The sequence below is a fragment of the Azospirillum agricola genome, assembly GCF_017876095.1.
GTDB classification, from domain to species: domain Bacteria; phylum Pseudomonadota; class Alphaproteobacteria; order Azospirillales; family Azospirillaceae; genus Azospirillum; species Azospirillum agricola.
In genome coordinates, this window is record NZ_JAGINM010000026.1 from 74032 (window position 1) to 93811 (window position 19780).

Consider the following 19780-nt stretch of genomic DNA (forward strand, 5'->3'; position numbering starts at 1 on the left):
TGTTAATCGCTTCATTGTTCGCGTGCTCCACAAGGGGATTCGCGAACAATGATTGGAAGCGGTGGGGACGGATGCGGTCGGGACGAGACGAGCCGATCGGCCACCGAAGCTCGGCTGCTGGGGCTGGAGGCGGAACAGGCCCTGGCCTCCCAAGCCGGCGAACAGGCGGGCGACTGGATCACCAGCGATCCCGACTGCGCCTCGGAGCGCCTGTTCCGCAACTACACCCCGCACCGGATGCGGGTGATCGGGCCGCCGCGCGATTTCCGCATGCGGCTGCGGGTCGGCTGGTCGGGAAGCATGGCCCTGCTGCGCTTCAACACCGGGGTGGAGCTGTCGCAGGTGCCGACCGGCCGCTTCATCCTGGTGACGACGCAGGTCAGCGGCTGGTCCGAGATCGACACGCAGGCGCAGAGCTTCAGCGGCGGACCGGGATTGATGGTCGTCGATTCCGCCAGATCGCCAGTGAGGAAGCGCTTCAGCGCCGACAGCGAACGGCTGCATCTCCGCCTCGGCACCGCGGCGCTGGACAGCCTGTACGAGCGGTTGGTCGGCAAGGCCCCCGCCCGGCCGCTGGAATTCGCGCCTTGCATCCGGCCGGGAACCGCCATGCAGGCCCGCTGGCGGTCGGTGGTGCGGATGGTGCTGTCCTGCACCGCACCATCCGGCGGGCCGTCGTCCACCGGGCCGGATGCGGCCGGCCACCCGGCCCTGCCCGACTTTCTCCGGAGACAGCTGGAGGAGACCGCGATGCTGATGCTGCTGACCGGGCATGAGCACAACGGGACGGAGCAGATGGCGGGCACGCCCGCCGCCGCCGCCCCGCGCCATGTCCGGGCGGCCGAGGAGTTCATGCGCGCCAACGCCGGGGAGTCGCTGACCCTGGCGGAGATCGCGGAGGCGGCCGGCGTCAGCATCCGGACCCTGACCGCCGGCTTCCGCAGTTTCCGCGACCAGTCCCCCATGCAGCAGTTGCGGGACATCCGCATGGCCGCCGCGCGGGACGATCTGCTGCAAGGCCCGGAAACCGGAAGCACGCGAACCGGGGGCGTGGCGGACATCGCCCTGCGCTGGGGCTTCGGCAATTTCGGACGCTTCGCCGGCGACTACCGCCGCCGCTACGGCGAGACGCCGTCGGAAACGCTGCGGCGGCGCGCATAGGCACCCTCAGGATCACCCAAGCAACGGAGACGGGACGTCGATGAAGACCTGCATCATCGGGGCCGGCGCCATCGGCGGCCTCGTCGGCATCCGTCTGGCCCAGGCCGGCTGTGACGTGTCGGTCCTGGCGCGCGGCGCCACCGCCGACGCCCTGCGCGCCGGCCCCTGGCGGCTCGCCACCGCGGACGGGCAGGTCACGGGGGCCGTCCGGGTGACCGATGACCTGACGGCGCTGGGGCCGCAGGATCTCGTCGTCATCGCCGTGAAGGGGCAGTCGCTGCCCGGCCTCGCCCCGTCGCTGACGCCTCTGATCGGGACGGAGACCATGGTCCTGCCGGCGATGAACGGCGTGCCCTGGTGGTTCTTCCACCGCTTCGGCGGGCCGCTCGCCGGGATGCCGCTCGACAGCGTCGATCCCGGCCGGCGGATCGCCGCCGCCATCCCGGATGATGCGGTCATCGGCTGCGTCGTCCATGCCACCTGCTCGGTTGCCGAGCCGGGTCTGGTGCGCCACGGCTTCGGCAACCGGCTGATCGTGGGCGAACCGGACGGCAGCCTGTCGGCCCGCCTCGGCAGGCTGGCGGACTGCCTGACCACGGCGGGGTTCGAGGTCCAGTCCTCCCCGCGGATCCAGACCGACATCTGGTACAAGCTGTGGGGCAACATGACGATGAATCCGGTGTCGGCGCTGACCGGCGCCACCTGCGACCGGATTCTCGACGATCCGCTGGTCAGCGGCTTCTGCCTGTCGGTGATGGCGGAGGCGGCCGAACTGGGGCGCCTCATCGGTTGCCCGATCGACCAAAGCGGCGCGGACCGCAACGCGGTGACGCGGCGGCTCGGCGCCTTCAAGACGTCGATGCTCCAGGATGCCGAAGCCGGCAAGCCGCTGGAGATCGACGCGCTGCTGGGAGCGGTGAAGGAGATCGCCGGGCGGCTGGGACAGGCGAGCCCCAACCTCGACGCCCTGCTCGGCCTGACGCGGCTGATGGCGGGCACCCGCGGCCTCTGCCCGGCGATGGACTGACCTTCCGGGGGCGGCGCGCGCCACGGCACACACATCGCGCTTGACTGTTTAACATGTTAATGTTTAACTCGTTAACAGCATCACGCACCATCAATGAGCAACGCGCCGACAAGAGGACGGGCGGACCCTTCGGTCCGCCCAGTCCCCCGCGCATCGGTGGAGGAAACCCCATGCTGAAAACGATCCGGCCGGCGGCGCTCGCCCTGGCCACGCTGCTGCCGCTTGCCGTCTCCAGCCCCGCCACAGCCGCAGACGGCGTCTCGCTGAAGATCACGCATTTCCTGCCGCCGGGCGCGCCGGCGCAGAAGCAGGTGATGGAACCCTGGTGCAAGGCCCTGGGCGAGCAGTCGGGCGGACGCATCACCTGCCAGTTCTATCCGGCGATGCAGCTCGGCGGCACGCCGGCGCAGCTGGTCGATCTGGCGAAGAACGGGGTCGCCGACATCGTCTGGACCGCCCCCGGCTATTCGGCCGGGCGCTTCCCGATCATCGAGACGATGGAGCTGCCCTTCGTCGTGCGCGACGGCCTGTCGGGCAGCCGGGCGGCCTGGGACTTCTACCAGCGCCACGCGGTGGAGGAGTTCGCCGCCTACAAGGTGCTGGCGGTCCATGTCGACGGCGGCGTCGCCTTCCACACCGCCGGCAAGCCGATCGCCGCGGTGGACAGCCTGAAGGGGCAGAAGCTGCGCGCCTCCACCCGCATGGTCTCCAAGCTGCTGACCGCGCTGGGCGCCACGCCCGTCAACATGCCGCCCGCCCAGGTGACCGAAGCGATCTCCAAGGGGATCGTCGACGGCGCCATGGGCGCGTGGGAGGTGGTGACGCCGACCAAGCTCCAGGAAGTGACCAGGCTCCACACCCAGCCGCCGTCCGGCCGGCCCTACTACTCCACCACGGTCCTGACGCTGCTGATGAACAAGGAACGCTACCAGTCGCTGCCGGCCGACCTGAAGGCGGTGATCGACCGCAACAGCGGCCCGGCGCTGGTCGAGAGCTTCGGCCAGGTCTGGGACCGCGTGACCGCCGACACCCGCGCCCTGGTCGCCAGGGAAGGCGGCACCATCCAGAACCAGGATCCCGCGGATTACGAGGCGATGCGCGCCGCCGCGGCGCCGGTGGAAGCCGAATGGCGGCAGGACATCGCCAAGCGCGGCATCGACGGCGCCACCCTGGCGGCCGACGCCCGCGCGCTCGCCGCGCGCTGACCCCTTCGCGGAGACCGTCATCATGCATGAACCCATCGGAAGCCCGGACTTCCGGCCGGCGGCCGGGGTCGACCGCGCCCTGCTGCTTGCGGCGAAGGGCTTTGCCCTGGCCGGCGGCGGCATCTTCATGGCGCTGATCGGCATGTCGCTGCTGTCCATCTTCGGGCGCAAGCTGGCCAACCTGCCGGTCACCGGCGACGTGGAATTGATGCAGGTCGGCACCGCCGTGGCCGCCTGCGCCTTCCTGCCGCTCTGCACCATCCTGGGCGAGAATCTGCGCGTCGATTTCTTCACCGAAACCGCCCCGGCCTGGATGCGCCGGCTGCTCGACGCGGTGGCCGACCTGCTGCTCGGCGCGCTGGCCCTGCTGCTGGTCTGGCGCACCGGCCTCCAGGTGATCGACATCCGCGAGGCGGGAGAGGTGACGCCGCTTCTGGGGCTGCCGGTCTGGATGCCGATGCTCGCCATGCTGCCCAGCCTCGTCCTGACGGCGCTGTGCGCGCTGAACCGCGGCTGGCGCGACCTGACATCCAACGAACGACGGACGGCCGGCACGGCGGAGGTGGCACGATGAGCGGGACCGCGATCGGACTTGCCGGCTTCGCCGGGCTGATGGGCATGCTGGCGCTGCGCGTCCACATCGGCGTGGCGATGTTCATCGCCGGCGGCGCCATTTACCTGACCATCAACGACGGCCAGACCGCGGCCCTGCTGTTCACCCTGAACAACCTCGCCTTCGCCCGGCTGTCGAACTACGACCTGTCGGTCATCCCGCTGTTCCTGCTGATGGGTCAGTTCGCCACCCATGGCGGGCTGTCGAAGGCGCTGTTCCGCGCCGCCGGCGCCCTGATCGGCCATTGGCGCGGCGGTCTGGCGATGGCCTCCACCGCCGCCTGCGCCGCCTTCGGCGCCATCTGCGGATCGTCGCTGGCGACCGCGGCCACCATGGGGCAGGTGGCGCTGCCGGAATTGCAGGCGCGCGGCTATTCCGGGCGGCTGGCGACCGGAACGTTGGCGGCCAGCGGGACGCTGGGCATCCTGATCCCGCCCTCGGTGCCGCTGGTCGTCTATGCGGTGCTGACGCAGGAATCCATCGGCAAGCTGTTCGTCGCCGCGGTGGTTCCCGGCGTCATCGCCGCGCTCGGCTATCTCGCGGTGATCGCGCTGATCGTGCGGCGCAACCCGGCCGCCGGCCCGGCCAGCGCCCCGCTGCCCTGGTCGGAGCGGCTGCGCGCCCAGATCGGCGTGCTGCCGGTGCTGCTGGTCTTCCTGGTGGTGATCGTCGGCATCTATGACGGCTGGGCCAACCCGACGGAGGCCGCCTCCATCGGCGCCGCCGCCTGCGGCCTGATCGCCTTCGCCTCGGGCGGCATGCGCTGGCCCCAGCTGGTCGCCAGCATCCACGGCACCGCCCAGGCGACCGCCATGATCTTCGTCGTGCTGATCGGCGCCGACCTGCTGAACTCGGCGCTGGCGGTGTCGCAGATGCCGGTGGAGCTGGCCGCCTGGGTGCGCGACAGCGGCATGCCGCCGCTGCTGGTCCTGTTCAGCATCATCGGCATCTACATCCTGCTGGGATGCGTGATGGATTCGCTGGCGATGATCCTGCTGACCATCCCGATCTTCTACCCGGTGGTGATGGGCCTCGACTTCTTCGGCATGGACGCCACCGACAAGTCGGTCTGGTTCGGCATCCTGGCCTTGATGGTGGTGGAGATCGGCCTCGTCCATCCGCCGGTCGGCATGAACCTCTACGTCATCAACCGGCTGGCGCGCGGCGTGCCGATGCGCGAAACCGCCTGGGGCGTCATGCCCTTCCTGGCATCCGACCTGCTGCGCATCCTGCTGATCGTCTTCGTGCCGGGCATCTGCCTATGGCTCGTCCATGCCTTCGGAGGCTGACACCATGCACACCACTTCCCCTCAGGGAATGACCCAGGGAATGGTCTACGGGGTGATCCTGAACGACCGCCGCACCCTGGACCGCCTCGGCCCAGCCCTGTCGCAGCCGCCCTATAGCGCACCGCCGAAGGCACCGGTCCTCTACATCAAACCCTACAACACCCATGCCGGCAACGGCGCCGCGGTGCGGCTGCCGCGCGGGGCGGAGCGGGTGGAGGTGGCGGCGACGCTGGGCCTCGTCATCGGCCGCGACGCCACCGCCCTGGACGAAGCCACGGCGATGGACGCGGTCGCCGGGCTGCGCCCGATCCTGGACGTCAGCCTGCCCAACCCGTCGGTCTACCGGCCACCGGTGCGCGAACGCTGTTTCGACGGCTCCTGCCCGATGGGCGGGACACTGCCCTACGTGGCGGGGGTGGAGGCGCTGACCCTGCGCACGCTCGTCAACGGCACCGTGGTGGCGGAGCGCAGCCTGTCCGATCTGGTCCGCCCGCCGGCCCGGCTGCTGGCCGAGGTGACCGGCTTCATGACCCTGCGCGCCGGCGATACCCTGCATCTGGGGATCGCGCTGGACGGGCCCCAGGCCGGGGCCGACGACCGCGTCCGGCTGGAGATCGACGGCTTCGCCCCGCTGGACATCGTCATCGAAGACGCCGCGGCGGAAGGAGAAACGCCATGAAGCGCGCCCGCATCCTGCTGGACGGCACGGTCCATGCGGCCGTCGAGGAAGAGGGACGGCTGCGGCTGTCCAACGGCCGGCTGGTGGACCCCGAGGCGGTCACCTGGCTGCCGCCGGTGGAGCCGCGCACCATCTTCGCGCTCGGCCTCAACTATGCCGACCACGCGAAGGAACTGGCCTTCAAGGCGCCGGAAACGCCCCTGGTCTTCCTGAAGGGGCCGAACACCATCACCGGCCATCGTGCCAGCACCCGGCGCCCGGCCGACGCCACCTTCATGCATTACGAATGCGAACTGGCGGTGGTGATCGGCCGCACCGCCCGCGACGTGCCGCGCGACCGCGCCTACGAGGTGGTGGCCGGCTACAGCGTCGCCAACGACTACGCCATCCGCGACTATCTGGAAAACTACTACCGTCCGAACCTGCGGGTGAAGAACCGCGACGGCTGCACGCCGCTCGGCCCCTGGCTGGTGGACGCGGCGGACGTGCCCGATCCGATGAACCTTTCGCTGCGCACGCTGGTCAACGGCCGGGTGACGCAGGACGGCAGCACGCGCGACATGATCTTCGACGTGCCGCACCTGATCGCGTACCTGTCGTCGATCATGACCCTCTCGCCGGGCGATGTCATCCTGACCGGAACCCCGGAAGGGCTGGCGGATGTCAAGCCGGGCGACACTGTCACGACTGAAATCGAAGGCATCGGCAGCCTCGTCAACCACATCGTCGCCGACCGCTGACACCCGTCAGAGGTCCATCGCCAAGCCGGACCGAACCGGCCGCATTCCGGAGGAAAGCATGGGCAAGCTCGCACTCGCCGCCAAGATCACCCACGTCCCGTCCATGTATCTGTCGGAGCTGGACGGCCCGCACAAGGGATGCCGCGACGCCGCCATCGCCGGCCACAAGGAGATCGGCCGGCGCTGCCGCGACCTCGGCGTCGACACCATCGTGGTGTTCGACACCCACTGGCTGGTCAATTCCGGCTACCACGTCAACTGCGCCGCCCATTTCGAAGGCGTCTACACCAGCAACGAGCTGCCGCACTTCATCAAGAACCTGTCCTACGCCTATGACGGCAACCCGGCGCTCGGCCATCTGCTCGCCCGCACCGCGACGGCGGCCGGGGTGAACACCCGGGCGCATTCGGAAACCTCGCTGACACTGGAATACGGCACGCTGGTGCCGATGCGCTACATGAACGAGGATCGCCGCTTCAAGGTGGTGTCGGTCTCCTCGCTCTGCACCGTCCACGACCTGAAGGACAGCGCCACGCTGGGCCGCGCCGTCCGCCGCGCCATCGAGGAGGAGTATGACGGCACCGTCGCCATCCTCGCCAGCGGCTCGCTGTCCCACCGCTTCGCCCAGAACGGCGTGTCGGAGGAGTACCTGCACAAGATGTGGGACCCCTTCCTGGAGCAGGTCGACCTGCGCGTGGTCGATCTGTGGCAGCGCGGCGACTGGGCGACCTTCACCGCCATGCTGCCGATGTATGCCGAGAAATGCTGGGGCGAGGGCTACATGCACGACACCGCCATGCTGTTCGGCGCGCTGGGCTGGGACCGTTACGAGGGCAGCGTGGACATCGTCACGCCCTATTTCGCCTCCTCCGGCACCGGCCAGATCAACGCCGTCTTCTCGGTCTGAGGCGGGAGGACGGAGCATGCCGCATCTGACCGTCGAATACACCGGCAACCTCGGCGCACAAGCCGACATTCCGGCGCTGCTGCGCAAGGCCAACGCCGTGCTGATCGCCCAGGGCGGCGCCTTTCCCATCGGCGGCATCCGCTCCCGCGCCATCCGGCTGGAGGATTTCTGCGTGGCGGACGGCACGGCCGACGACGCCTTCGTCCACCTGACGCTGAGGATCGGCAGCGGCCGCAGCGCCGAGCAGAAGAAAAAGGCCGGCGACGAGCTGTTCGCCATGGTCAGGGACCATTTCGCCGACCTCTTCGCCAGCCGCTTCCTGGCCCTGTCGCTGGACATCCAGGAGTTCAGCGAGGCCGGCACCTGGAAGCACAACAACATCCACGGCCGCTACAAGGCCGCTTGAGACGAGGCTTTCCCCATGCTCAGTCCCGATGCCGTCCGGGCCGCCGCCGCGCGCCTGCACGAGGCGGAGAACACCCGCGTCCAGACCCGCCAGATCTCGCTGGACCACCCCGACATCACCATCGAGGACGCCTACGCCATCCAGCGCTGCTGGGTGGAGGCGAAGATCGCCGGGGGGCGCAAGGTCATCGGCCACAAGATCGGCCTGACCAGCCGGGCGATGCAGCAATCCTCGCAGATCGACGAGCCGGATTACGGCACCCTGCTCGACGACATGCTGTTCCCCGACGGCGGCGACATCGCCATCGACCGCTTCATCGCCCCGATGGTGGAGGTCGAGCTGGCCTTCATCCTGAAAGCGCGGCTGGAGGGGCCGAACGTCACCCTGTTCGACGTGCTGTCGGCCACCGACTATGTCGTGCCGGCGCTGGAAATCATCGACGCCCGCTGCCACCGCATCGATCCCGACAGCAAGCGCCCGCGCAAGGTGATGGACACCATCTCCGACAACGCGGCGAACGCCGGCATCGTCATGGGCGGCCGGCCGATGCGGCCGCTGGACACCGACCTGCGCTGGGCCGCCGCCCTGCTCTACCGCAACGGCGTGATCGAGGAGACCGGCGTCGCGGCCGGCGTGCTGAACCACCCGGCCAACGGCATCTGCTGGCTCGCCCGCCGCTTCGCGCCGCATGGCGTGGCGCTGGAGCCGGGGCAGGTCGTGCTCGCCGGGTCCTTCACCCGCCCGGTGCCGGTCAAGGCCGGCGACACGGTCCATGCCGATTACGGCCCCTTCGGCTCCATCGCGCTGCGCTTCGTATAAGGTTTCAAGGAGGGCTTCGATGAGGAATCCGGAAAACGCCTTCAAGCGGGCATTGGCGGCAGGCCAGCCGCAGTTCGGCCTGTGGCTCGGGCTGGCCGACGCCTACTGCGCGGAAATCGCGGCCGGGGCCGGCTTCGACTGGCTGCTGATCGACGGCGAGCACGCCCCGAACGACCTGCGCGGCATCCTGGCCCAGCTTCAGGCCATCGCCGCCTATCCCAGCCATCCCATCGTCCGCCCGGTGGTGGGCGACGCGGCGATCATCAAGCGGATGCTCGACCTCGGCGCCCAGACCCTGCTGGTGCCGATGGTGGAGACGGCGGAGCAGGCGGCGGCGCTGGTCGCCGCCACCCGCTACCCGCCCGGCGGCATTCGCGGGGTGGGCAGCGCGCTCGCCCGCGCCTCGCGCTGGAATCGCATCGGCGGCTATCTGGACGAGGCCGACGGCGAAATCTGCCTGCTGGTGCAGGTGGAGTCCGCCCGCGGTCTGGAAAATCTCGACGCCATCGCGGCGGTGGAGGGGGTGGACGGCGTCTTCTTCGGCCCGGCCGACCTGTCGGCGTCGCTGGGCCTGCGCGGCCAGCCCGCACATCCGACCGTGCGCGCGGCCATCGAGGACGGCATCGCCCGCACCCGCCGGGCCGGCAAGGCCGCCGGTGTGCTGGCGACCGACGAGGCGCTGGCCCGCGCCTATCTGGCGGCCGGCGCCCTGTTCGTCGGGGTCGGGGTGGACACCACCCTGTTCGCCCGCGCCGCCGCCGACCTTGCCGCCCGCTTCCGCCAACCGTCTCTCGGCCCAACGACGACCGCTCCGGCGCCCGGCGGCTACTGACCACCCCGCCGGATACCCTCCGCAGGATACCCATCGATGATCGATTTGACCGACAGCACCCTGCTGCGCGAGCGCTGCTTCGTGGCCGGCGCCTGGATCGACGCCGACGATGGCGGGCGCAGCCCCGTCACCAACCCGGCGACCGGCGCCACCATCGCCCATGTCCCCCGCTGCGGCGCCGGGGAGACCGCGCGCGCCATCGCCGCCGCCGAGACCGCCTTCCCCGGCTGGCGGGCGGAAACCGCCGGCCGCCGCGCCGCCCTGCTGCGCCGCTGGTTCGCGCTGATCCTGGAAAACCGCGAGGATCTGGCCCTGCTGATGACGCTGGAGCAGGGCAAGCCGCTGGCCGAGGCGCGCGGCGAGATCGATTACGCCGCCTCCTACGTCGAATGGTTCGCGGAGGAGGCGAAGCGCCTCTACGGCGACGTCATCCCGTCCCCCCTGCCCGACCGCCGCATCGTCGTGGTGAAGGAGCCGGTGGGCGTCTGCGCCGCCATCACGCCGTGGAATTTTCCGGCGGCGATGATCACCCGCAAGGCGGCGCCGGCGCTGGCGGCCGGCTGCACGATGATCGTCAAGCCGGCCGAACAGACCCCGCTGTCGGCGCTGGCGCTGGCGGCACTGGCCGAGCGCGCCGGCATCCCGCCCGGCGTCTTCTCGGTGGTGACCGGGTCGGCCCGGCAGATCGGCGCGGCGCTGACCGCCAGCGCGGCGGTGCGCAAGCTGACCTTCACCGGCTCCACCGAGGTCGGCCGGCTGCTGATCGGGCAATGCGCCGGCACGGTCAAGCGGCTGTCGATGGAACTCGGCGGCAACGCCCCCTTCATCGTCTTCGACGACGCCGATCTCGACGCGGCGGTCGCCGGCGCCCTGGCCTCCAAATACCGGAACGCCGGCCAGACCTGCGTCTGTTCCAACCGCTTCCTGGTGCAGGACGGCATCTACGATCGCTTCGCCGCCAAGCTGGCGGAGGCGGTGGCCGCGCTGACGGTCGGCAACGGGCTTGAGGACGGCGTGCAGCAGGGGCCGCTGATCGACGACGCCGCCCTGGCGAAGGTGGAGGAACTGGTGGCCGACGCCACCCGGTCCGGCGCCGCCGTGGCGGTGGGAGGCCGGCGCCATGCGCTGGGCGGCACATGGTTCGAACCGACGGTGCTGACCGGCGTCACCGCGTCGATGCGGGTGGCGGTGGAGGAGATCTTCGGCCCGGTCGCCCCCCTGATCCGCTTCACCGACGACGCCGACGCCGTGCGTCTCGCCAACGACAGCGAATACGGCCTCGCCGCCTATCTCTTCACCCGCGACCACGCCCGCGTCTGGCGCGTCGGCGAAGCGCTGGAATACGGGATGGTCGGCATCAACACCGGCCTGATCTCCACCGCGGTGGCGCCGTTCGGCGGGGTGAAGCAATCCGGCTTCGGCCGCGAGGGCTCCCGCTACGGCATCGAGGATTACGTGGAGATCAAATACCTGTGCATGGGGGGACTTTAGCGACGTGCGCATGAGGGGGCCATCGGCCCCCGCCCCTACTCCTTCCCCCTACTCCTCGTCGCCGCCGTCCCCGTCCGCACCGCCCAGGCAATCGGCGAGTTCGTCGAGCAGCCCGTACAGCGTCGCCAGCCGGTCGGCGCCGAAGGCCGCGGTGATCTCGGCATAGCGCCGTTCGCTGTGGGGGGCGATCAGCGCGATCATGTCGCGGCCGGACGGCGTGATCGAGATCTGGGCCGCCCTCAAATCCTTGTCCTCGATGCCGCGCTGGATCAGCCCGCGCTTTTCCAGCGTGCGCAGGATGCGCGACAGGCTGGGCATGCTGATGCTGCTGACCCGCGCCAGTTCACCGGCGCGGAACCCGTCCGCCGTGGTCAGGGCGCGCAGCACCCGCCATTGCTGTTCGGTCAGGTCATGTTCGTGCAGCAGCGGACGGAAGCGCGCCATCACCGCTTCGCGCGCCTTCAGCAGCGCCATCGGCAGGGACCGGCGGAAGGCCCGCATCTCGCCACCGGAGTGCCCGGCCACCTCTGTGGGTTCCACCACCGGTCCGGCTGCCGCCGCGGCTTTTCTGGAAGGTCTGCCCAAGGCTCCGGCCTCATCTGGAAAGAATCGACGCATGTCTGGAGGTTTCCTGCACCATAGCGCGGCGACCCCGCGCAGGGAAAGCGCTTGACAGCACCGCCGCCCGATTTATATAACATGTTAAATATTAACAAGTCAAGTTTGCGTCGGGGCGCACCGCCCGCCGCGCCCCGGCCGGCCCTACCTCGGCCCACCCCACCTCGGCCCAACAAGCGCCAACCAAACTCTGGAGTGAAACGCCATGGCATCCCTTTTCGAAGCGAATCTCGCAACCGCGGAACGGCTCCTGACCCGGTTCCGCGATCGTCCGCTCGGCCATTTCATCGACGGGCGGGAGGTGCCCGGCCAGTCGGGCCGGCTGTTCGACAACCTGTCCCCCATCGACGGCGGGATCATCAACCGGGTCCACGCCGGCAACGCCGCCGACGTCGATGCCGCCGCGACGGCGGCGCAGCGCGCCTTCCCCGCCTGGGCCGCCCTGCCGGGCACCGAGCGCAAGCGCATCCTGCACCGGGTCGCCGACGGCATCCTGGCGCGGGCGGAGGAGATCGCCCTGCTGGAAAGCCTGGACAGCGGCCAGCCGATCCGTTTCATGAGCAAGGCCGCCGAACGCGCGGCGGAGAATTTCCGCTTCTTCGCCGACCGGGCGCCGGATGCCGCCAACGGCCTGTCGCTGCCGGCCAGGGATCACCTGAACGTCACCGTCCGGCAGGCGCTGGGACCGGTGGCGGTCATCACGCCCTGGAACACGCCCTTCATGCTGTCGACCTGGAAGATCGCCCCGGCGCTGGCCGCCGGCTGCACGGTGGTCCACAAGCCGGCGGAGTGGAGCCCGCTGACCGCCATGCTGCTGGCCGAGATCATGGCCGAAGCCGGTGTGCCGGCCGGCGTCGCCAATCTGGTCAACGGGCTGGGCGAGGAGGCCGGCAAGCTGCTGACCGAGCATCCGGCGATCAAGGCGGTGGCCTTCGTCGGTGAATCGACCACCGGCAGCCACATCATGGCCCAGGGCGCCCCGACGCTGAAGCGCGTGCATTTCGAACTGGGCGGCAAGAACCCGGTCATCGTGTTCGACGACGCCGATCTGGACCGGGCCCTGGACGCCGTGGTGTTCATGATCTACAGCCTCAATGGCCAGCGCTGCACCTCGTCCTCGCGCCTGCTGGTGCAGAGCGGTATCCATGACGCCTTCGTCGAAAGGTTGGCGGAGCGCGTCGCCCGCATCCGCGTCGGCCACCCGCTGGATCCCGCCACCGAGGTCGGCCCGCTGGTGCACGAGCGCCATCTGAACAAGGTTCTGGGCTATTGCGCCATCGCGCGGGAGGACGGCGCGACGGTCAAGGTCGGCGGCATCCGCGCCGAAGAGGCCGGCACCGGCGGCAACTACGTCCGTCCGACGCTGTTCACCGGCGCGCACAACCGCATGCGCATCGCCCAGGAGGAAATCTTCGGGCCTGTCCTGACCGCCATTCCCTTCCAGGACGAGGCGGAGGCGGTCGCGGTGGCCAACGACGTCGCCTATGGGCTGACCGGCTATGTCTGGACCCGCGACGTCGGCCGGGCCAACCGCGTCGCGTTGAAGCTGGACGCCGGCATGGTGTGGATCAATTCGGAGAACAACCGCCATCTCCCCACCCCCTTCGGCGGCATGAAGGCCAGCGGCATCGGCCGTGACGGCGGCGACTACAGCTTCGATTTCTACATGGAGACGAAGAACATCTGCGTGGCGCTCGACACACACACGGTGCCGAAGCTCGGCGCCTGATCCACCGCATTCATGCGATAAAGACCGGGGTGATGCGGCGGATGATCCCTCCGCCGCATCGTTCCCGGGTGAACTGAACGGTTCTGTTGCAAAGTCTGCCAGCATGCGGAGATCGGATAAAGCCCAGCCCTCCCGGCAGCGGGGGTGACACAGGGCGTTGTCAACTTGACCATGCGATGATTGGGCCGTTGGTGGTGGAGCAGGATTTTTTGCGCAAGGCCTCCGGACGATGAGCGTCGGTCGGAGGCGGGAGCTGATCGAACCGGAGCAGCCGCGGCTGTCGCTCACCCGGCGATGCGAGCTGGTTTCCGTCAGCCGATCCAGCCACTACGGACTGGCCAAAGGCGAGCCGGTCGAGAACCTGGAGCTGATGCGGCGGATCGACGGGCAGTTCCTGGAAACGCCCTGGTACGGCAGCCGGCAGGCATCTCCCACGAATATGGGATGCCCCCTATGTAGAGCAGGCTATATCCTATCCCCCCAATTTTGACGAAATCGATGCCGTCAGCATCATCCTGGCGGAGGCGATCATCGACGGCGATTGAGCGGATAGGAGCGTCGGCACCATGACCTGGAAGGGGTGGCTGAGTGTCATTCTGAGCACGAGCAGCTTGACCAGCCTGTTGGTCCTGAGCGGCCCGCTGTCGGCGCAAACCCTTCCGACCGGCGGGGGATTCGTGGCGGGAAGCGGCGGCATCGCCACCACCGGTGCGACCATGACCGTGACCCAGCAAGGCAGCCGTGGCATCGTCAACTGGAACAGTTTTTCCATCGGCCAAGGCGCCAAGGTCGCGTTCGAGAATGGCAGCGGCGCCACCCTCAACCGGGTCAGCGGCGGCAATCCGTCGGCGATCGCCGGTTCGCTGACCGCCACGGGCTCGGTTTATCTGGTCAACCCCGCCGGGGTGGTGGTCGGCCCCACCGGCACCGTGACCACCGGCGGCAGTTTCGTCGCCAGCACCCATGACGTGCCCAGCGACGATTTCATGTCGGCCAAACCGCTGACCTTCAAGGGCGACAGCACGGCCAAGGTGGAAAACCTCGGCGCCATCTCCTCTTCCGGCGGCGACGTCCTGCTGATCGCCCGCGAGGTGTCCAACAAGGGAACCTTGTCCGCGCCGAATGGAACCGCGGCCCTTGCCGGCGGACATGAGGTGCTGCTGACCGAGAAGGTCGACAGCCGCCGGGGACGGGTGCTGGTGCGGGCCGGAACCGGCCAAGTCGACAACCAGGGAACCATTGCCGCGGCCCAGGTGGAATTGCGGGCCGCCGGGGGCAACATCTACGCCTTGGCCGGCAACAACGGCGGCGCCATCCGCGCCACCGGCAGCGCCAACCGTGACGGTCAGGTCTGGCTGACGGCCGGCGACGGGCATGTGCAGAACAGCGGCAGCATTTCCGCAGTGAATGCCGACGGAAACGGCGGCCGGATCAAGGTCGCCACCGACACCTCCCATGCGGCGATCAATACCGGGACGATTTCCGTCAGCGGCGCCACGGGCGGCAAGGTCAAGGTGTCGGCGGGCCGGGTGTCCAACCAGGGCAAGATCAAGGCGGACGGCGCGACGGGGGCCGGCGGCAAGGTCGCGGTGAAGTACGCCAAGACCTATGTCGATACAGCGGCGGCGGAAACGACTGCCCGCGGCGCAACCTCCGGCGGCAAAGTTGCCGTCACGAGCACGGCAGGCGATTCGACCCTGTTCACCTCGGGCGCCGTCGACGCCCGAGGTGCGACCGGCGGCGGCGGGAACATCGACCTGTTCGGCGCCACCATCAACGTTGTCGGGGCGTCGCTCAATGCGTCGGGCGGCTCCCAAGGTGGCAGCATCCGGGTCGGCGGCGATTACCAGGGCTCGGGCGATATGCTCAAGGCCGGCACGGTGACGGTCACCGGCGGCGCCACGGCGCGCGCCGACGCCAGCGGCCCCACGGGGGACGGCGGCCGGATCATCATCTGGTCGGAAGACCAAACCTCGTTCGCCGGCAGCGCGTCGGCTCGCGGCGGCACGGTTCGCGGCGACGGCGGCTTGATCGAGGTGTCGTCCCACGACACCCTGGTGTTCGCCGGTCTGGGCGACGCGGGCGCGACCAACGGCCAAGCGGGTTCGCTGCTGCTCGATCCCAAAAACATCGTCATCAGCACCAGCGGCGGCGTCACCCCGCAGTTCGACCTGGTCGACCCCAACCCGGCGGCGAGCAACTCGTTCGGGGCGAGCGTCCAGCTTCTGTCCGGCGGCAACATCCTGGTGACGTCTCAGGGCGATGATTTTTCCGCATCGAACGCGGGGGCGGTCTATCTTTTCAACGGGACAACGGGCGCGCTGATCAGCGCATTGTACGGCAGTGATACGAACCAAGCCCTGGGCGCAATCACCCCCACGACGCTTGCCAATGGTAATTTCGTCGTAAAGAGCACCGCCTGGAACAACGGCACCAGCACGAGCGCCGGCGCCGTGACCTGGGGCAGCGGCGTAACCGGGGTCGCCGGCGTGGTGTCGTCCAGCAACAGTCTGGTCGGAAGCACCGCCAACGACAAGGTGGGCCAGAACGTTGCCGTGCTGACGAACGGCAATTTCGTCACCTACACCACTTATTGGTCGAACGGCACGGTGGCGAGCGCGGGGGCGGTGACCTGGGGGAACGGCACCGCCGGGATCACCGGCACGGTGTCCGCCGCCAACAGCCTGGTGGGGAGCAGGGCCAACGACAAGGTCGGGAACGGCGTGACGGCGCTGACCGGCGGCGGCTATCTGGTTAGTGCCACAAGCTGGGCGAACGGGACGGCGACAGCGGCCGGGGCGCTCAGCTGGGGGAACGGAACCGCCGCGGTCACCGGCGTGGTGTCGGCCACCAACAGCCTGGTGGGGAGCCGGGCCAATGACACGGTGGGCTCGAGCTATACCACTCTGACCAACGGCAATTATGTCGTCAGGAGCACCGCCTGGGCGAACGGGACGATGTCGTCGGCCGGCGCCGTCACCTGGGGCAGCGGGACCGCCGGGGTCACCGGCGTGGTGTCCTCCGCCAACAGCCTGGTGGGTTCTCAAACCAACGACAAGGTCGGCATCCAGCTGACGGAGTTGGCCAACGGCAATTATGTCGTCTTTACATCCTATTGGACCAACGGGACGGCGGCGTCGGCCGGCGCCATCACATGGGCCGACGGCACCGCCCCTATTTCCGGCGTGGTGTCCGCCACCAACAGCCTGGTGGGCGTCAATGCCAACGACAAGGTCGGCTCCAGCACCACCAGCTTGTCCAACGGCAGCTACATCACCATCACAACGTCGTGGAACAACGGGACGGCGGCGAGTGCCGGCGCAGTTACCTGGGGCAGCGGCGCGATCACCGGCACCGTGTCCTCTTCCAACAGTCTGGTCGGGAGTTCGACCGGCGATAAGGTCGGAACCGGCATCACCGGCCTGACCAACGGCAATTATGTCGTCAAGAACATCGCCTGGGCGAACGGGACCGCCACCAGCGCCGGTGCTGTAACCTGGGGGAGCGGAACCGCCGGTGTTACCGGCGTCGTGTCAACCAGCAACAGTCTGGTCGGCAGTACTGTCGGTGACACGGTAGGCATAGTGGTTCTCGCCCTCAGCAACGGCAATTATGTCGTGGGCAGCTCCGTTTGGTCCAACGGCACGGCGGCGTCGGCCGGTGCCGCGACATGGATGAGCGGGACGGGTGGCGGGGCCGGCGTGGTTTCGTCGGCCAACAGCCTGGTCGGCACCGCCGCCAACGACAAGGTCGGAGTGAGCCTGACGGAATTGGCCAACGGCAATTATCTCGTCACCAGCAGCGCCACGTCCAACGGGACAGCCACCAACGCGGGGTCGGTGACGTGGGGCGACGGGACGATCGGGGTGACCGGGGCCGTATCGACCACCAACAGCCTCATGGGGTCCAGCACTGGGGATGCGATCAGCGGTGTGACGACGCTCAGCAACGGGAACTACCTCGTTACAAGCACGCGTTGGAGCAACGGGACGTCGACTTACGCTGGCGCCGTCACGTGGGGTAACGGCTCCACCGGCGTGACCGGCACCGTGTCCTCATCCAACAGTCTGGTCGGGAGTTCGACCAACGACCGGGTGGGCATTGGGACCCTGGCGCTGAACAACGGCAACTATGTCGTCAGGTCCTCGCTCTGGTCGTACAATGGCGCGACATCGGCGGGAGCGGTGACGTGGGGCGACGGGACGATTGGCGTTACCGGCGTCGTGTCAACCGCCAACAGCATTGTCGGAACCACCGCCAATGATCGGTTCGGCAATTCCCTCACCGCGCTCACCAACGGCAACTACCTGATCGTCAGCTCGTGGTGGAGCAACGGAACGGTGGCCTCCGCCGGCGTCGTCACCTGGGGGAACGGCACGGCCGGCGCGACCGGCGTCGCCTCCGCATCCAACAGTCTGGTGGGGTCGAGCGCCAGCGACAAGGTGGGGAACGGTCTTTCCACCCTCGCCAACGGCAACTACCTCGTCTTAAGCGCCGCCTGGGTAAACAGCGGCGCGACGTCGGCCGGCGCGGTGACCTGGGGGAACGGCACGGCCGGCGTGACCGGCGTCGTCTCGTCCACCAACAGCCTGGTCGGCAGTCAAGCCAACGACAGGGTGGGCACCCAAATAACGACATTGGCCAACGGTAACTATATCTTGCGGGCCTCTACCTGGTCGAACGGCACGGTGACGTCGGCGGGCGCGGTGACCTGGGGGAACGGCACGGCGGGCGTGACCGGCGTCGTTTCTTCCGCCAACAGTCTGGTCGGCACATCGACCGGCGCGCTGTCGACCCTTGCGGGAACCAACGGGACCTACCTGGCCTATTCAAGCCTCCAAGGCGTTGGAGGGCGCATCATGGTCGGGGTGCCGGTCAGCGGCCTGACCTATGCCACGGCATCCGACCGGACCGTGACCATCCAGCCCGACGCAGTCACCGCGGTGCTCAACACCGGCACCGCCCTGACCCTGCAAGCGAACAACGACATCACCGTATCCAGTGACATCATCGTCAACAACCCCATCGGCAATGGCGGCGCCTTTACCCTGTCGGCCGGGCGCAGCATCCTCCTGAACGCCAACATCACCACCGATAACGGCGATTTCACCGCCATCGCCAACGCCAAGGCGAGCGCCGGGGTGGTGGATGCGCAACGCGACAGTGGTGCCGCCGTCATCACTATGGCGTCGGGCAAGGCGATCGACGCCGGAACCGGGGCCATCGCCCTGACGCTCGACACCGGGGCCGGCAACACCAACACCGCCAGCGGCGCCATCACCTTGGGCAGCCTGACCGGCGGGACCATCACGGTCGACAACGCCGGTCCCGACAGGGGCGATATCGCGATCAATTCCGGCGCGGTGCTGGCGGCATCGGGTTCGGGGAACGCGCTGGTGCTGGCGGCGTCATCGGGCGGGAATTTCGTCAACAACGGCGACTCCACCGTCCTTTCAACCCCGAATGGTCGCTGGCTGGTCTATTCCGCCGATCCAGCGCTGAACACGCTGGGCGGGCTGACCGGAACCGCGCAGTACAGCATCACCTATTCGGGGACGCCGCCGGGATCGGTGACCGGCACCGGCAGCCAGCTGCTTTATTCGTCGGTCGCGCCGATCCCGGCCAACACCCTGACATTCTCCGCGCTGGACACCACCATCACCTACGGCGACGCCCTGCCCACCTACAGTTACAGCTATTCCGGTTTGGCCGGAACGGACACGCTGAGCGCCGTGGTCACCGGCACGCCGACCCTCCGTTCCACCGCCGCGAGCGGCAGCGGCGTCGGCACCTACACCATCACCATCGACCTGTCGGGAGTGTCGATCAACAGCGGCTATACCAGCGCTTACACGCTGGGCTCGGTCACCGCGACGCTGACCATCGTCGCCAAGACGCTGACCGCCACCGGCAGCAGGGTCTATGACGGCACCACCGCCGCCTCGGGCCTGAGCCTCAGCGGCGTCGTCGGCGGCGACGCGGTCAGCATCGGCGGCAGCGGCGCCGTGGCCGACAAGAATGTCGGCACCGGAAAGACCGTGACCGGCCTGTCGCTGACCGGCGGCGATTCCGGCAACTACACCCTGGGCGGCGCCACACTCGACATCACGGCCAAGACGCTCACCGCCACCGGCGGCAGGGTCTATGACGGCACCACCGCCGCCTCGGACCTGAGCCTCAGCGGCGTCGTCGGCGGCGACGCGGTCAGCATCGGCGGCAGCGGCGCCGTGGCCGACAAGAATGTCGGCACCGGAAAGACCGTGA

15 protein-coding genes and 1 pseudogene are annotated in these 19780 nt (G+C 68.9%); 15 read left to right on the plus strand and 1 reads right to left on the minus strand.

Going from position 1 to position 19780, the window contains the following annotated elements; all coding sequences use genetic code 11:
• Positions 1 to 48 precede the first annotated feature (48 nt).
• The 12 genes from J2847_RS28625 to J2847_RS28680 all read left to right on the plus strand — a co-directional run bounded on the left by J2847_RS28625 (position 49) and on the right by J2847_RS28680 (position 11169).
• The gene (locus J2847_RS28625) at positions 49 to 1161 is read left to right on the plus strand and encodes an AraC family transcriptional regulator (RefSeq protein ID WP_209782132.1); all 1113 of its coding nucleotides are present in this window, start codon (positions 49 to 51) and stop codon (positions 1159 to 1161) included.
• A 40-nt stretch (positions 1162 to 1201) separates the two neighbouring features.
• On the plus strand, positions 1202 to 2188 hold the full coding sequence (locus J2847_RS28630; RefSeq protein ID WP_209782133.1) for a 2-dehydropantoate 2-reductase: 987 nt from the start codon (positions 1202 to 1204) through the stop codon (positions 2186 to 2188).
• 170 nt (positions 2189 to 2358) lie between these two features.
• Entirely contained in the window at positions 2359 to 3393 is a 1035-nt protein-coding gene (locus tag J2847_RS28635; RefSeq protein WP_209782134.1) for a TRAP transporter substrate-binding protein, read from the plus strand.
• 22 nt (positions 3394 to 3415) lie between these two features.
• The gene (locus J2847_RS28640; RefSeq protein WP_209782135.1) at positions 3416 to 3967 is read left to right on the plus strand and encodes a TRAP transporter small permease; all 552 of its coding nucleotides are present in this window, start codon (positions 3416 to 3418) and stop codon (positions 3965 to 3967) included.
• Positions 3964 to 5295, plus strand: a complete 1332-nt coding sequence (locus J2847_RS28645; protein ID WP_209782136.1) for a TRAP transporter large permease — start codon at positions 3964 to 3966, stop codon at positions 5293 to 5295. The genes J2847_RS28640 and J2847_RS28645 overlap by 4 nt, the downstream gene beginning before the upstream one ends.
• 4 nt (positions 5296 to 5299) lie before the next feature.
• Positions 5300 to 5974: a fumarylacetoacetate hydrolase family protein gene (locus tag J2847_RS28650; RefSeq protein WP_209782137.1), complete on the plus strand. Its 675-nt coding sequence runs from the start codon at positions 5300 to 5302 to the stop codon at positions 5972 to 5974.
• Positions 5971 to 6714: a fumarylacetoacetate hydrolase family protein gene (locus J2847_RS28655; protein WP_209782138.1), complete on the plus strand. Its 744-nt coding sequence runs from the start codon at positions 5971 to 5973 to the stop codon at positions 6712 to 6714. Before J2847_RS28650 ends, J2847_RS28655 begins: the two co-directional genes overlap by 4 nt.
• 58 nt (positions 6715 to 6772) lie before the next feature.
• Positions 6773 to 7621, plus strand: a complete 849-nt coding sequence (gene hpaD, locus J2847_RS28660; protein ID WP_209782139.1) for a 3,4-dihydroxyphenylacetate 2,3-dioxygenase — start codon at positions 6773 to 6775, stop codon at positions 7619 to 7621.
• A gap of 16 nt (positions 7622 to 7637) precedes the next feature.
• Positions 7638 to 8027, plus strand: a complete 390-nt coding sequence (locus tag J2847_RS28665) for a 5-carboxymethyl-2-hydroxymuconate Delta-isomerase (protein ID WP_209782140.1) — start codon at positions 7638 to 7640, stop codon at positions 8025 to 8027.
• A gap of 15 nt (positions 8028 to 8042) precedes the next feature.
• Entirely contained in the window at positions 8043 to 8846 is an 804-nt protein-coding gene (hpaH, locus tag J2847_RS28670) for a 2-oxo-hept-4-ene-1,7-dioate hydratase (RefSeq protein ID WP_085558273.1), read from the plus strand.
• 19 nt (positions 8847 to 8865) lie between these two features.
• Positions 8866 to 9678: a 4-hydroxy-2-oxoheptanedioate aldolase gene (hpaI, locus tag J2847_RS28675; RefSeq protein ID WP_209782141.1), complete on the plus strand. Its 813-nt coding sequence runs from the start codon at positions 8866 to 8868 to the stop codon at positions 9676 to 9678.
• A 36-nt stretch (positions 9679 to 9714) separates the two neighbouring features.
• Positions 9715 to 11169 carry an NAD-dependent succinate-semialdehyde dehydrogenase gene (locus tag J2847_RS28680; RefSeq protein WP_209782142.1) on the plus strand — a complete coding sequence of 485 codons (1455 nt, stop codon included), beginning with the start codon at positions 9715 to 9717 and terminating at the stop codon, positions 11167 to 11169.
• A gap of 48 nt (positions 11170 to 11217) precedes the next feature.
• Here J2847_RS28680 and hpaR read toward each other — a convergent pair whose 3' ends face one another.
• Positions 11218 to 11694, minus strand: coding sequence for a homoprotocatechuate degradation operon regulator HpaR (gene hpaR / locus J2847_RS28685; protein WP_325169505.1), 477 nt, complete (start codon positions 11692 to 11694; stop codon positions 11218 to 11220).
• A gap of 298 nt (positions 11695 to 11992) precedes the next feature.
• On the opposite strand from hpaR, the gene hpaE reads away from it, so the two are divergent.
• From hpaE to J2847_RS28700, 3 genes and pseudogenes are all read left to right on the plus strand, one after another.
• A complete protein-coding gene (gene hpaE / locus J2847_RS28690) occupies positions 11993 to 13516 on the plus strand; it encodes a 5-carboxymethyl-2-hydroxymuconate semialdehyde dehydrogenase (protein WP_209782143.1) in 1524 nt (507 codons plus the stop codon).
• A 170-nt stretch (positions 13517 to 13686) separates the two neighbouring features.
• Positions 13687 to 13940, plus strand: a pseudogene (locus J2847_RS28695) (IS3 family transposase); the annotation flags it as partial.
• Between the two features lie 142 nt (positions 13941 to 14082).
• The coding region (locus J2847_RS28700) for a two-partner secretion domain-containing protein (protein WP_209782144.1) at positions 14083 to 19780 on the plus strand (5698 nt) is incomplete at its 3' end.